Here is a 15273-nt window from a genome sequence, read left to right as displayed (position 1 = left end):
TTTGATTACTAAATGATTAAATGTTTTTGCTGAAAAATATTTGCAAAAAAAAGCGATAATTTTTTGGAAAATAAAAAATGAGTTATATATTTGCAACCGCTTTTGAGACTAAAGGCTTAAAGTTATTTAGTAAAGCGAAAGGAGAGGTGCCGGAGTGGTAACGGAGCAGATTGCTAATCTGTCGGCGGGAAACCGTCGCCTGGGTTCGAGTCCCAGTCTCTCCGCAGCCTCGGGGTGTAGCGTAGCCCGGTTATCGCGCCTGGTTTGGGACCAGGAGGTCGCAGGTTCGAATCCTGCCACCCCGACAAGTTTAAAAAAAGCGGTCACGTAGCTCAGTTGGATAGAGCAATTGCCTTCTAAGCAATCGGTCGCAGGTTCGAATCCTGCCGTGATCACAATTGAGGCCACTGTTAAAGTGGTTTTTTTTAGGGTTATTTTATTGTTAAGGTTTTTTGTTCGGGGTGTAGCGTAGCCCGGTTATCGCGCCTGGTTTGGGACCAGGAGGTCGCAGGTTCGAATCCTGCCACCCCGACAAAAGTTAAAGCCGTTCGATTTTTTCGAACGGCTTTTTTTTGTTTTGCAAAATTGCTTTTTTCTTGCCGATGAATTATTTTTGAAACAGGTTAGAGACAATAGAGGGAGAACTTATTTTAGAGCGATTATAAGCGATAGTAAGTTAAGTAAAACTTCCCCTTGGACACCAAACCAGAAAAGCGAGCTGATAAATGTTTTTAGAGACAATCCTAATAAAAAATTTATAGAATTTGAGGTGAGGACAATAGACTCCAAATTGCCAAAAGAATTTCAGGGTAATACAAATGTCCGAATCCACCGAGAGGATGTATATAAGATAATTAGCGATGGAGATAATATAAAAATACCTCCTTTCAAAATGAACGATATTAATTTTAAAGATTAAGAATATGGAAATAATTGAGTGTAATAGATATATTGTAGATGGTGTGAAAAAATACTTAAACCATTTTGACCATATAAGTATAGACGATAGTATTATTTTTTTGAAAAAAGATCATGGTAGATATTTTGGGTTCAGTTGGTTTTTGGAGGAAAAAAATAATGAAATAAAAATTTTTAATACAAAATATTGGTTACATTATATTTTTTTAGAAGAGATAATACAGCCTATATTGTTCAAAAACAAGTTACAAGGATTGGAAACAATTAAAGGAGTAAGAAATTCTTTTAATATAATGTATGATTTTAGTAGAAATATATCTTATAACAAGGGGTGCTTGATAAATGAAACAACTATAAATGAGGTTAAAGAAAAAATTAGCGCTATATTAAAGTTTGAAGCCCTTCCCTTTTTTGAAAAATGGAAAGATTTAACGGTATTGTACGAATATATAAAAGACAAAACAGAGGAGGAATTATGGGATATTTTAGGTCAATTTGCCCCAATGAAAAAGGCTGTTATATTAAGGCTTTGCAATGATAGTAATTATCAAGATTTTATGAACGATTATTATGAGAAACAGAAAGAATATTATGAAGAGGATCCAGAGGATATAGATAATATTCGGTATTACAACGCAGCCAAAGAATTAAAAGAAGTTTTGGACAAAACAGCGCCTATTTATAATGTGTAATAAATAAGGCATTTAAGAAAATGTAGTTTATTGATTTTAAGAATTAAAGCCATTCGTCAATTTGATGGGTGGCTTTTTTTATGGATAAATTGTGGCTAATTATGATTTTTTTGTAAATTAGTCTGAAATTTATTTTTAATCGATTTTTTAATAAATAATTTTATAAATGAAAACAAACAAAATTGCCTTGTTTGCCCTTTCGGTAGTTGGGTTTGTGGCAACTCCCACGATGACCGAAGCGCAACAAACTAGTTCCACAAGTGAACTCGGAGTAAAAAGCTCGCCCATTGTGGGTGCAAAAAAATTGAATGCTACCACAGTAGAAATCATTTTGCAAAATCAGCAAAAGATTCTTTTAGATTTCTATGGAAACAATATTTTTAGGTATTTTCTAGACCCTTCGGGCAATTCGTTCCGAAAGCCACAAGCCAAGCCAGAGGCAGAAATCTTAATCCCAAATGCCCGCAAAAAAGTACAAAATTTATCCTTAAACGAAAGCGGCAGCAATATTACTATAGATACAGATGTAATTGCTGTGGTTTTTGATAAAAAATCGGGATTATTTAGCATAAAAAATAAGAAAAATAACCAATGGGTGGTAAAAGAAGCTTCGCCTGTTGAATTTCAAAAAAATCGTGTAGTTATTACTTTAAAAGAACGGCCAAACGAGTATTTCTATGGCGGCGGCGTGCAAAACGGACGATTTTCGCATAAAGGCAGAGCCATCAACATTGTAAACGAAAACAGCTGGACAGATGGCGGCGTGGCTTCGCCTAAGCCTTTTTATTGGTCTACGGAGGGCTACGGATTTATGTGGTACACTTTCAAAAAAGGTAAATACGATTTTGGTACCCGAAACAGCGGTGTGGTAAAATTGCAACACGATACAAACTATGCCGATGTGTTCTTCATGGTGAGCGAAACGCCAGTGGGGCTTTTAAACGACTATTATCAATTAACGGGAAATCCTGTTTTGTTACCAAAATTTGGATTTTATCAAGGGCATTTAAATGCTTATAACCGAGATTATTGGAAAGAAGACCCTAAGGGAATTTTGTTTGAAGATGGCAAAAAGTACAAAGAAAGCCAAAAGGACAATGGTGGCATCAAAGAATCCTTGAACGGAGAAAAAAATAATTATCAATTTTCGGCGCGTGCCGTGGTCGATCGTTACAGCCGTTACGATATGCCACTGGGGTGGATTTTGCCCAACGATGGTTATGGTGCAGGATATGGGCAAACCAATACGCTGGAAGGGAATATTCAGAATTTAAAGCAATTTACTGAGTATGCCAATAAGCATGGCGTAGAGGTGGGGCTTTGGACACAGTCTGATTTACACCCGAAAAAAGGTATTGAGGCACTCTTGCAGCGAGACATTATCAAGGAAGTGAAAGATGCAGGCGTGCGAGTGCTCAAGACCGATGTGGCTTGGGTGGGAGCAGGATATTCTTTTGGGCTAAATGGCGTGCAAGATGTCGCCGAAATTATGCCTAAATACGGAAACGATGCTCGTCCTTTCATTATTTCGTTAGATGGCTGGGCTGGCACACAGCACTATGCAGGAATTTGGTCGGGAGACCAAACAGGCGGAAACTGGGAATATATCCGATTCCATATACCTACCTACTTAGGTAGTGGATTATCTGGTCAGCCCAATATTTCATCGGATATGGACGGAATCTTTGGAGGTAAAAATCCAATTGTGAATATTCGTGATTTCCAATGGAAAACCTTTACACCTATGCAGCTGAACATGGATGGCTGGGGTGCAAATCCTAAATATCCACACATTTTGGGAGAGCCTACGACTTCAATTAATAGAAATTATTTAAAATTAAAATCTGAATTAATGCCATACATTTATAGTGTGGCAAATGAGGCAGTAGATGGAGATCCAATTGTGCGTGCAATGCTTCTTGCCGAGCCCAATCCATACACGCTCGGTAAAGCGACTGAATATCAATTTTTGTGTGGCGAGAACTTCCTTGTAGCACCGATTTATCAAGCAACACAATCAGACGACAAAGGAAACGATGTTAGAAACAATATTTATTTGCCTCAAGGTCTCTGGATCGATTATTTCTCTGGCGATGTGTACCAAGGTGGGCAAGTCATCAATAATTTTGATGCACCAATTTGGAAACTGCCAGTTTTTGTGAAAGCAGGCGCAATCATTCCGATGGCAAATCCTAATAACAATGTATCTGAAATAGATAAAGCTTTAAGAATTTATGACATTTATCCTCATGGAAAATCAAGCTTTACTGCATACGACGACGATGGGCTCACACAAGCTTATTTAAAAGGAAAATCAACCAAAACTATAATCAATTCAGACCAAGATAGAGATAAAGTTAAAGTAGTGGTGGAGCCTACAAGTGGTGATTTTAAAGGTTTTGTAAAAGAAAAAATTACAGAATTTAGAATTAATGTAAGCGAAAAGCCTAAAAGATTAAAAGCACGCATTGGTAGAAAAAGAATTAAGCTAAAAGAAGTACATTCTTTAAAAGATTTCATGGAGCAAACCAATGTTTATTTCTATAACGAAAAACCAAATTTTAATCAATTTGCGACCAAAGGTAGCGAGTTTGAAAAAGTGGAAATCATCAAAAATCCGCAAGTTTTAGTTCGTTTGGAAAAAACAGATGTTGCTCAAAACAGAGTAGAGCTAGAAGTAAAAGGATTTAAATTTAATATAGAAAATCCATTATTAAAGAAAACAGGCGCATTGCAGGCACCACAAAATTTTGCAGTGACCGATGAGAATATAAAACCGTATAGCCTTCGCCCAACTTGGACAGCGGAACCAAACGCGGATTTCTACGAAATCATGCTTGGCGATGTTAAGTTTTCTACCATTAAAAATAACGAATTGTTGATTGAAAACTTGACCGCAGAAACGCCTTATGAGCTAAAATTAAGAGCGGTAAATAAATCGGGCGCATCAGACTGGGAAACACTTGCGGTAACGACCAAAGCCAATCCGTTGCAATTTGCGATTGAGGGCATTCAAGGAGAAATTTCTGTGCCTATGCAAGAAGGCTTTGAGCTAAGCAATTTATTCGACAGAAACGAAGGCTCTACCATGCATACAAAATACAGAGCCCAAGCTGTTCCGTTTGATATTGTGATTGATTTAAAATCATATAACGAATTGGATAAATTCTCTTATTTGCCAAGAGTAGATGGCGGAAATGGTATCTTCTTAAAAGGAAAAGTGTACACCAGCGAAGATAAAAAGAACTGGACAGAAAGCGGAACATTTAGCTGGGATAGAAGTGATACACCAAAGGTATTTAATTTTGAAAAACATCCAACGGCTCGTTTCGTGAAAATCGCTGTAACCGAAGCGGTGGGTAACTACGGAAGCGGACGCGAAATTTATGTGTTCAAGGTGCCTGGTACAGAAAGCTATATCCCAGGCGACATTAACAACGATGGCAAAATCGACCAAAACGACTTTACATCTTACATCAACTATACAGGGCTTAAACAAGGAGATTCTGATTTTGAAGGTTATGTAAGCCGTGGTGATGTCAATAAAAATGGCTGGATCGATGCCTACGATATTTCCAATGTTGCCACACAATTGGAAGATGGCGTAAACCCAAATACATCGGACAAAGTGGAGGGAAATTTAAGCCTTTCAACCGATAAGAAATCTTACCAAGCGGGAGAGGATGTGATTGTAACCATCAAAGGTAAAGGGCTTAAATCTGTCAATGCGCTGAGCCTAGCGATTCCGTATAACAGCGAGTCTTATGAGTTTGTTTCAATCAAGCCACTGAACTTGCAATCCATGGAAAATTTGACCAACGATCGTTTGCACTCAAGTGGAGAAAAAGTGCTTTATCCTACTTTTGTGAATGTGGGTGAGAAGCCAGTGCTTGATGGAGATTTAGACCTTTGCCAAATTATTTTTAAAGCTAAAAAAGCAGGAAAACCGAATTTTAAAGCAGAGAAAATTATCTTGGTAGATAAAAATTTAAACACTCAAGAATAGTACAAAAAACTTCATTAATCAAAAAAAGGCTGAAATTCTAGAATTTCAGCCTTTTTTATAAAAGAAAGATTAATTATTTAAGCTCAAATAGCGCTTTTAATTCATCTACAATATCTAATTTTTCCCAAGTGAAAAGTTCTACTTCGCACTCTACTTTATCGCGTCCGTTTCCTTCAAAAACTTTTTTCACGGTGCGAGGTTCACGACCCATGTGCCCGTAAGCCGCAGTTTCTTCGTAGATAGGATTACGCAATTTGAATTTTTCTTCAATCGCATAAGGACGGAAATCGTATTTTTCAAGCAATTTTTGAGCAATTTCTGCATCGCTTAAATCTACTTTGCTTGTTCCATAAGTTTCTATGCAAAGGCTCATAGGCCCTGCTACACCTATGGCGTAAGACACTTGTACCAAAGCTTCTTCGCACACGCCTGCAGCTACTAAGTTTTTAGCCAAATGGCGCATAGCATAAGCCGCAGAACGGTCTACCTTAGATGGGTCTTTACCACTGAAAGCACCTCCACCATGGGCACCTTTACCACCATAAGTATCTACGATGATTTTTCTCCCCGTAAGTCCTGTATCTCCGTGCGGTCCACCGATTACGAATTTGCCCGTTGGGTTGATGTGGTAGGTGATGTCTGATGTAAATAATTCCTTGATGTGCGTAGGCAATTTCTGAATCACACGCGGAATCACAATTTGAATCACATCTCTACGGATGCGCTCTTGCATTGCTCTTTCATCGCCAAACTCATCGTGCTGTGTAGAAACCACAATCGTGTGGATGCTTGTAGGCTTGTTATCGTCGCTGTATTCCAAAGTAACTTGTGCTTTGGCATCTGGACGAAGGTAAGGCATTTCGGTTCCGTTTTTGCGAATATCTGCCAATTCAAGCAAAATTCTGTGCGAAAGATCGAGTGCCAAAGGCATAAAGTTTTCGGTTTCGTTGGTCGCATAACCAAACATCATTCCTTGGTCTCCAGCCCCTTGATTCTCTTTTTCAGATTGCACTACACCTTGTCTAATGTCTGGCGACTGCTCGTGAATGGCAGAAAGCACACCACAAGAATCTGCTGTAAAATTCATTTGGCTGTCGTTGTACCCAATACGACCGATAACTTTGCGTGTAATTTCTTGTAAATCAACATAGGCTTTTGAGTTCACCTCGCCCGCCAAGATTACTTGTCCTGTGGTTACAAGAGTTTCGCAAGCAACTTTACTTTGGCTATCAAATGCCAAAAAGTGATCTAAAATAGCGTCAGAAATTTGATCTGCTACTTTATCTGGGTGCCCTTCAGACACCGACTCTGATGTAAAAAAATAAGACATAATTTAATTTTTTTTGTTACACCGGAGCAATAAATAAAATGGGAAGCTGTGAATATAGAAAAAATCCGTATTAGCATTTTTTAATGAGGTTGCAACCCGTCAAATTTATCCTCCAATCTTTAATTTTATTTTGCGGTGCAAATTTAGCGAGTTACACCCTTTAAACCTAATTTTTAACGATTATTTGCATTCCATGGTAGAGAAAATCCCAAGGGATTCCATGAGATGAAGTGCATTTTTACTATTACTGATTCCCTCTCTTAATCGGTAATCAAAGGCTAGTTGATTGTTTATAACTCGGGTCTCAAAATATTTGTTGGCAAGTTGAGTAGGATATTTTTTAGCCATTTCTGTGATGACTAAATCGTGTGTTGCTAAACAGCCAAAAGCTTTTAAATTTAAAATTTCTTCTACAATTTTTTGTGTTCCGAGTTGCTTGTCTTCGGAATTTGTCCCCCGCAAAATTTCATCAAGCAATACAAAGGATTTTTCAGTTTTTAAATTATAAATAATCTGTTTTAGCCTTAAAATTTCAGCATAAAAAAGCGATTTCCCATCATTTAGCGAATCTGTTTGTCGCATAGAAACCAAAATATTCATCGGCTGAATGTTGGCGTGCCTTGCACAGATGGGCGAACCGATTTTGGCTAAAACTAAATTTACGCCCAATGCGCGCAAAAAAGTACTTTTTCCAGACATGTTGGCTCCTGTGAGAATTACAAAATGTTGCGGATTAAAATCAATCGTGTTCCCAATTCTATTTTGAGTGTTAATAAGCGGATGGCTCATATTTTCAAACGAAATAGAATTATTTTGATTAATGTGTGGAAAGCAATAGCTGGGGTTATTGTATGCAAAATTTGCTAGGCTATTGAGCATTTCAAATTCGCCGATGACTGCCGTCCAGAATTCAATATTTTGTACATTTTTTTCTTTCCAAGCGAATAGCCGTTTAAAGATATGAATGTGGTATAGTACTGAGCCATTGAAAACCAAAGCTCCTGCAATGTTGAAAATTCCTTCTAAATCAGAAAAAATCCGTGCCAGTTGTTTAAATTCTTGGCTTGCAGAAAATGTATTTTGTTGAATTTTTTGTTTAAGTTCGTTTAGTTTTTTATCGTTAAAATGTTCTTTTTCTATGATTGATAGGCTTTGGCTGTAAATTTGAATAATTGCCGAAATTCGCTCAAATTGCGCGATTTCGTTCATAATAGGTTTGTAGAAAAACAAAAGAATAAAACAATTAATTGAAAATGCAATTAAACTTAGCCATAAAAATCTTAAATCATACACTGAAGCCCCTACTGAAATGATGAAAAGAGCTGGCGATAGATACAGCATAAAATTGAAAAAAAAATTAAATTTAGATTTTTTATTTGCCCAATTAAGGAGTTGCTGGTAATTTTTTTCCTCATTTTCAAGTTGCATAGTATGTGCCAATAGAAATTGCCTAAAATCAATTTTTTTGCTTAATTCTTGAATTGCACTCTGGTTGGCGGTAATTTCATTTTCTCCCAAACCTGAACTTAATTTTTGAGCCAAATTTCTTTCTCCCAAAATAGAGGCACAGCGATTCAGGTAGTGGAATAGTGAACTTTCGCCAAAAATGTCTAAATCAAAAGTGTAATTGTGCGTAGGATCTATCCATTGTGCGCCGTTTGAAAATGGTTTTTTATTTTCGGTTAAAAAATCGTATTCTTTTTGATTTATTTGAATTAAATTTTGAGTTAAAAGTAATTTATTTTTTAGCTTAGAATGAATTTTAAAAATAAAAATGAAAACAATTAAAAAAAATCCTACTAATGTGAAAAATAAGATTTTGCTAAGAGATTCGTATTTGAAAATCAAAAAAGTTAGCGATGAAAATAAAAGGAATCTCAGTGCGATTATTATAAATAAATTTCGTTTTAAATTTTTGTTTGTTTGTTTATGTTCTTTAATTTTAGTTAAATAAATGTTCATAATTTAAAAATTGGCAAGTAATCGCACTTTGTGCTAAATTATTTTAATTTTAAAGGGTCGTACATTTGTACGTTGGTTAATAATTTGATAATTTATAACTTTGATATAGGCATGGACAAAGACCGATTAAGGGGTGGTTCAAGAAACCGGGTTTAACGTTCAGTCCCCATGCCTTTACATCTGAAATCTGGATAGTTCGTTGGGACTTATGATCCCGTGTTGGCGACGATAGATTACAGGATGTATTCAACCAAATTAAAGACGTTATGACTTACATTGGAATTGACATCAGCAAGGACAGCTTTGTAGCTGCTTTTCCGAAAGTATCGGGTTATCAGACCCAAACTTACCCTAATACCGTAAAAGGTATCAGGAAGTTCATCGGCTCGCTTTCCGTAACAGAACATCATTGTGTGATGGAAGCCACCGGCAATTACGGCTTTCTGCTTCTTTATCTGCTTGACAGGCAAGGAATAGCTTCCAGTATGGTAAATCCCAAACAAATCAAGCACTTCTCACGCATGATGATGACCGTCACCAAGACCGACCCCAAAGATGCCTGTATGATTGCCATGTACGGGGAGAAAATGAATCCTCCCGTTTACAAGATGCCCTCTGAAGCCGTCATGCTGCTGAAGCAGAAGAAAACGATTATCAGGCAGTTGAAGAAACAGCTTACGGCGAGCAAGAACCTGAAAAGCTCCCTCGTTATGCTTCCGTTCCAAGACAAGAACGGGATGAAAGCGTTGGATAAGACCATTTCTTTTTTGGCAAGCCAAATTGAGTCTTTGGAATCCGAACTTGCAGACTTGGCTTCGTCTGAGTTTGACAGGCAGGTTAAACTACTCACATCCATCAAAGGGATTGGCATCACTTTGGCTACAGCCTTGATTGTCGCTACCGGAGGATTCTCCTATTTCAACAATGCAAAGCAGGTTTCCCGTTTTATCGGGATATGCCCGACTTACCAGCAGTCAGGAACATCCGTACACATCAAAGGTGGGATTAACCGAAACGGGGATGCGAGCCTGCGTTCTTTGCTTTATGTCGCCTCGTGGTCTGCTTTACGTGGAAACACAACCTGTAAAGAATGCTACGCACGGTTGAAAGCCAACGGGAAGCCTTCCAAAGTGGCTCTTATCGCTGTTGCTAACAAACTCGTCAGACAAGCATTTGCCGTAATTAAATCAGATGCACCTTATGTGGATGGATTCGTTTCTACCCATCAAACAAAATAACCTATGGTGGAATTTTTGCTCTCATTTTATTTGCTTATTAATATAGTTCGTTAAACAATAAGTATTCTGTGTCTGAGTAGAAAAGTTGTAAGTTTCCTTTTTTTGTAAATGAATAGTGGTCTGCGTCATATAGGCTTTTTATATATTTACCCCCATCTTCAAATTCAGCTACATTAGTTGATGCTAAAAGGATTTTGATAGTTTGAGAATCGTATGTGTTGTATTTTCCCCAAATCGAGTTTGTCGAAGTTGCGCTTGAGAGAGTAAAATCATTTTTAAAATGAAGAATATAAATCACTTCTGCACGCTCTGTGGGTTCAATTGCTCTAAACTCTCCATTGGTATTGCCAAAACCAAGACATTTCCATTGACCGATTAATTCGGTGGGTGGTTTAGGGTCGTCATCGTTGTTGCAAGCGGTTGTTAAGACAAATAAGCCTATAAAAAGGCTAAAAAATAAGATTTTTGTTTTCATAATTATTTAGTTTTAAGGACTATAACGATTTAAAATTAAATATATTTAAAATGAAAAACAAAATTTTAACACATTGGTTTGGTGAGGTTTAGCTTTTGGAGCTAAAAAAAGCCTTTAATCGTAAAATTAAAGGCTTTTTAAATTGTATTAAAAATCGTATCCTGCGTTGTAAATATCGTAAGTAATAGGGTTTTGAGCCAATTGATTTTGCTTCCATTCTTTAGCCAAACGCTTCATCGTGGGGTCGATGTGTTTAAGGTAATCAATCGTGGACTGGCAAAAACGAGGATTTCCATTATCGCGTGCATCTTTGATTCTGTCTTTGGTGCAGCCGCCATAGCAGTGTTTATACCACTCGCAGGTATGGCATTTGGGAGGTAAATCCTTTTTCATTCGCCCAAATTTCTTTTGCTGGGCAGAATTTATCATATCCACCAAGCGATCTTTTTGCATAATATTGCCAAGTCGCCACTCGTTTTCCACAAAGAAGTCGCAGCTATACACATCGCCGTTGTGTTCCACGGTAGGGTAGACGCCACATTGCTCGAGCAAAGTACATTCAGGTGCAGGCATATCTACATAGGTATGGAATACGGATTCTATATTTCTAATCACCGTAGTCGGTTCGCCACGATCGAAATCAGCTAGCCATAAATCAAAAATTTTATTCAGGAATTTGCCATATTTTTCAGGTGTGAGCGAGAAATCCGCCGCTTTGGTAGGGTCTTCTTTGTCAGTTTCTACCACGGGGATAAACTGCATCCAAGTAAGCCCCAAGCTCTTGTAGAAATTATACAATTCTTCGGGATAATCTGCCGAATAATCGGTAACGCAGCACATCGCATTGGTATCTACATTATATTTTTTGAGCAATTCGTGGGCACGCATCACTTTGTCCCAAGAAGGCTTGCCCCCAGCAGTGAATCGGTATTTGTCGTGAATATGCTCGGGGCCGTCGAGAGAGAGACCTACTAAAAATCTCCATTGTCCCAAGAATTTAGCCCAATCATCGTTTAGCAAAACGCCATTGGTCTGTAGAGCATTGGCTACGGATTTGTTGCGCGCGTATTTCTGTTGGAATTTAATTACTTTTTTAAAGAAATCTAGCCCCATGAGCGTGGGTTCGCCTCCTTGCCAAGTGAAATTGATATAATCATGAGATTGTTCTATACCTTGTTTTATTAGTTCTTCCAAAACCTCATCGCTCATGCGGTGTTTTTTGGTGTTTTTATAGAGTTCCGCTTTTTCAAGATAAAAACAATAGGTGCAACCTAAGTTGCAGTCTGGACCCGCTGGTTTTACCAATACAAAGCTTAATGGATTATAACTACTGCTCATATCATCATCTATTTTTCGAAGGTTAAATATATGATTTTTTTTAGTTTTATTTGGATTTATATGATTTTTTAAGCTAATATTCTTAATTTAGTGTACCAAAATTCTAACATCATGAAGAAATATTTAATTATTTTTTACTTTTTCATTTTGAGTGTAAGCTACTCACAAAGTAAAAAACCAAACATCGTTATCATCGTGTCCGATGATCATGCGTATCAAACCATTAGCGCATACAATCACAAGGACAAGTACATCCAAACGCCGAATATCGATCGCATTGCTAATGAGGGAATGCTCTTTAAGCGTGCGTATGTAAATAATTCCATCTGCGGGCCTAGCCGAGCTTGCTTACTGACTGGGAAAACTAGTACTAAAAATGGCTATAAAGACAATGAAACCTCTTCTTACGATAGTAGCCAGCAGCAATTTGTAAACATATTACAAGACGAAGGTTACCAAACTGCTTGGATTGGGAAATATCACTTAGGTCATGATCCTAAGGGATTTGATTTTTATAAAGTCTTAGTAGGGCAAGGGCATTATTTTAATCCAGACTTCATCACTGCGCAGGGCAGAGTGAGAGAGCAGGGCTATGTGGCAAATGTAGTGGAAGACGAAGCTGAAAAATGGCTAGATAATCGAGACAAAGACAAACCGTTCTGCTTGATTATCGGGCATAAAAATACGCACCGCACTTGGATGCCAGATTTGCCAGATTTAGGGGCTTTTGATGGCGTAAGATTTAAAATTCCTAAGACTTTTTATGATGATTATAAATCTCGTCCTGCGGCAGCGATGCAAGAAATGTCTATCTTAAAAGATATGCGTTTGGGCTATGATTTAAAAATGTTGCCAAAAAACACCAAAGACGGAAACTTTACGCGTATGACTCCTGAGCAGCGTGCAGCGTATGATGCCTATTATGAGCCAATCCGTGCGGCATTTGAGAAAGATAAGCCACAGGGTAGAAACTTAGCAGAATGGAAATTTAATCGCTATATGAACGACTATTTGTCTACTGCCATTTCGCTAGATCGCAACATCGGTAGAACATTAGATTATTTAGATAAACATAATTTATCTGATAATACCATTGTGATTTACACCTCAGACCAAGGCTTTTACATGGGAGAACACGGCTGGTTCGATAAGCGATGGATGTACGAGGAATCATTTAGAACGCCTTTTGTGATTAAATATCCAAAATTAATTAAGCCCAAAACTGAAACCAACGCCTTTATGTCCAACATCGATATCGCACCTACTTTGTTGCAATTGGCAGGAGCAAAAATCCCAGCAGATATGCAAGGTGTTTCGTTTGTGCCTGTTTTGGAAAATCCAAAAGCTAAAGTACAAGACCAGTTATACTATCATTATTACGAAAACGGTGAGCACGCAGTGTCTCCGCAATTTGGGGTAAGAAACGATCGTTACAAACTTATTAGATACTATAAGAGACTTAATAATTGGGAATTGTTTGATTTAAAGAAAGATCCGCATGAGTTGAGAAATGTGTATGGAAATCCAGCCTATGCAAAAGTGCAGAAACAGATGAGGGAACTACTGAAACAACAGATCTTGAAGTATGATGACCAAGATGCATTAAAGGTCTTAGAAACTAAGTAAAATGTTTTTGTTTTCATAATATTTGCTAATCCACTCAATAGAATACGTTGAGTGGATTTTTTTCTTTAAATTTCTATAAATCAATCTTCTAAATTGAAAAATTTTCTATTAAATAGAAATTTTATATATTGCACTCGCAAAAATTAGATTAATTATTTTAAATAAACTTTTTATGAAGAAATTATTTTTTAGAGGTGCTTTATTCTTTTTAAGTCTCTCATCTTTGGGCTTAACATCTTGTTCAGATGATGATAAAAATGTTGATGTGCCGCAATTGTTCATCAAAGAAAAAGATATTTTGGTTCCTAAATCTGGTATTGAGAAAACTTTAAATCTTGAAACAAATGTTAAGGATTTGAAAATATTAGTCTCTGATAGTTGGATACACGCAAGCTTTTCTCAAAATTCTTTAATTATTAGAGTTGATGAAAACAATCAAGCAGGAGATAGAAGTGGTTATGTTGAAGTTGTTGCCAAAGATATAAAGAAAACCATTGCTATTACTCAAGAAGGAGAGGCAGTTAAAGTTATGGCAAACCCTGAGGAATTGATTGTAGCATCACCTTTAGGAGATTACTCGGTTCAGATTGTAGCAAATACAAATAATTTTAGATACTTATCTAGTGTAAGCTGGATTTCTGGAATAAGGATTGATTACGAGAATAGTGAAGTTTTTTTTCATGTAAATGCAAATGATGGTGCTGAGGCAAGAACTGGCGAGATTTCTTTTATAAGTAATGGAAATGTAGTAGGGAAGTTGGTCATAAAACAAAAAAGTGAATCAGATAATTATATTTTGCCAAGTTTTGAATTTGGGTTAAATACTGCTGAATTGAAACTTTATGAAGAAGATAGAAATTCTGAATTGGCAAGAGAAACAGATACAGGTACGGGTACACTTTTAAATTTTAGACTAAAGAATAATATTTTTGATGAGGTGTCTTATTTAGTTAACCTAAATAGATATGTAAAATCTTCTATTTACGCTAAAGGAGGAACTTTATCAAACGAAAACCAAGAAAGTTTTGAAAACTATTTACGAGAGAATGGTTTTATTGAAAAAATAGTTAAAGGGTTTGAGAATACACTATCTTTGAATGAAATTGATAAAAAAGTTTTTATAAACGAAGAAAAACAAGTTCGAATTGAGTTTATGAATGATAAGGGGCATAATCATTACACAGCTACTTATTTCCCTAAACAGTTGGCTCCTCAGGCTACTTTAAAAACATTCCCATTTTTTAAGAAAGGGGCAACACTCGAGGAGGTTAAGGCTTATGAGTTGCAAAATGGTGGTAAATTGATTGAAGAAAAATCTAGATTTAAATATGAACAAAATGGCTATATTAAGAATCAATTGTATTTTGAAGTAGAGGAAGACACAAATATTTTGAATAGAAATTATTGGGTATACGAATCAGATCCCTCTAAAGATAAGCAAGGATTGGTACAGATAACGAATTATTATACTGATTCTAATATAGCATTTTATCAAGGAAAAGACGGAAAGTATTATTTAACAAATGAGTTTATAGAATTAGCGAAGCAGAACAATTATGATTTTATCAGATATTTGGCAACATCAGATACTTATCTTTTTCAGAATAATGTATCAAAAGAAACATTGAGATTAAAGTGGTATAAAGATAAAAATTATGGATGGGTTGTTAAGATATGGATTTTTTAAT

Annotated in this window: 9 protein-coding genes and 4 tRNA genes; 9 read left to right on the top strand and 4 right to left on the bottom strand. The window is 36.6% G+C overall.

All coding sequences use genetic code 11. The features are described 5' to 3' along the window. The first annotated feature begins 140 nt into the window (after positions 1-140). From ORNRH_RS01490 to ORNRH_RS01460, 6 genes are all read left to right on the top strand, one after another. Positions 141-224: transfer RNA gene (locus ORNRH_RS01490), tRNA-Ser, on the top strand. A gap of 6 nt (positions 225-230) precedes the next feature. Next, positions 231-305: transfer RNA gene (locus ORNRH_RS01485), tRNA-Pro, on the top strand. Between the two features lie 16 nt (positions 306-321). Next, a tRNA-Arg gene (locus tag ORNRH_RS01480) sits at positions 322-395 on the top strand. 62 nt (positions 396-457) lie between these two features. Further along, a tRNA-Pro gene (locus ORNRH_RS01475) sits at positions 458-532 on the top strand. Positions 533-923: 391 nt separating this feature from the next. Beyond that, the gene (locus ORNRH_RS01465) at positions 924-1610 is read left to right on the top strand and encodes a hypothetical protein (protein ID WP_014790145.1); all 687 of its coding nucleotides are present in this window, start codon (positions 924-926) and stop codon (positions 1608-1610) included. A gap of 166 nt (positions 1611-1776) precedes the next feature. Beyond that, on the top strand, positions 1777-5616 hold the full coding sequence (locus tag ORNRH_RS01460; RefSeq protein WP_014790144.1) for a TIM-barrel domain-containing protein: 3840 nt from the start codon (positions 1777-1779) through the stop codon (positions 5614-5616). Positions 5617-5689: 73 nt separating this feature from the next. Here the strand turns inward: ORNRH_RS01460 and metK are convergent, their stop codons facing one another. Then, positions 5690-6946, bottom strand: a complete 1257-nt coding sequence (gene metK, locus ORNRH_RS01455; protein ID WP_014790143.1) for a methionine adenosyltransferase — start codon at positions 6944-6946, stop codon at positions 5690-5692. A 180-nt stretch (positions 6947-7126) separates the two neighbouring features. Beyond that, positions 7127-8908: a MutS-related protein gene (locus ORNRH_RS01450; protein WP_014790142.1), complete on the bottom strand. Its 1782-nt coding sequence runs from the start codon at positions 8906-8908 to the stop codon at positions 7127-7129. A gap of 266 nt (positions 8909-9174) precedes the next feature. Here ORNRH_RS01450 and ORNRH_RS01445 point away from each other — a divergent pair, with 266 nt between their 5' ends. Continuing rightward, positions 9175-10146 (top strand): IS110 family RNA-guided transposase, encoded by a 972-nt coding sequence (locus tag ORNRH_RS01445; RefSeq protein ID WP_014790141.1) that lies wholly within the window; start codon positions 9175-9177, stop codon positions 10144-10146. Between the two features lie 37 nt (positions 10147-10183). On the opposite strand, the gene ORNRH_RS01440 is transcribed toward ORNRH_RS01445, so the two are convergent. Together ORNRH_RS01440 and ORNRH_RS01435 are read right to left on the bottom strand one after the other, a co-directional pair. Continuing rightward, positions 10184-10621, bottom strand: a complete 438-nt coding sequence (locus ORNRH_RS01440; RefSeq protein WP_014790140.1) for a hypothetical protein — start codon at positions 10619-10621, stop codon at positions 10184-10186. A 147-nt stretch (positions 10622-10768) separates the two neighbouring features. Beyond that, on the bottom strand, positions 10769-11959 hold the full coding sequence (locus tag ORNRH_RS01435) for an anaerobic sulfatase maturase (protein WP_014790139.1): 1191 nt from the start codon (positions 11957-11959) through the stop codon (positions 10769-10771). Between the two features lie 111 nt (positions 11960-12070). On the opposite strand from ORNRH_RS01435, the gene ORNRH_RS01430 reads away from it, so the two are divergent. Next, positions 12071-13585, top strand: coding sequence for a sulfatase family protein (locus ORNRH_RS01430; protein ID WP_014790138.1), 1515 nt, complete (start codon positions 12071-12073; stop codon positions 13583-13585). A gap of 172 nt (positions 13586-13757) precedes the next feature. Next, complete coding sequence (locus ORNRH_RS01425; protein ID WP_014790137.1) at positions 13758-15272, top strand: BACON domain-containing protein; 1515 nt, start codon at positions 13758-13760, stop codon at positions 15270-15272. Position 15273: the final 1 nt, after the last annotated feature.

Origin of the sequence: Ornithobacterium rhinotracheale DSM 15997, assembly GCF_000265465.1 — a bacterium.
Lineage (GTDB): Bacteria > Bacteroidota > Bacteroidia > Flavobacteriales > Weeksellaceae > Ornithobacterium > Ornithobacterium rhinotracheale.
Note: the sequence above shows the minus strand (reverse complement) of the source record. Positions and strands in the feature narration are given on the sequence as shown.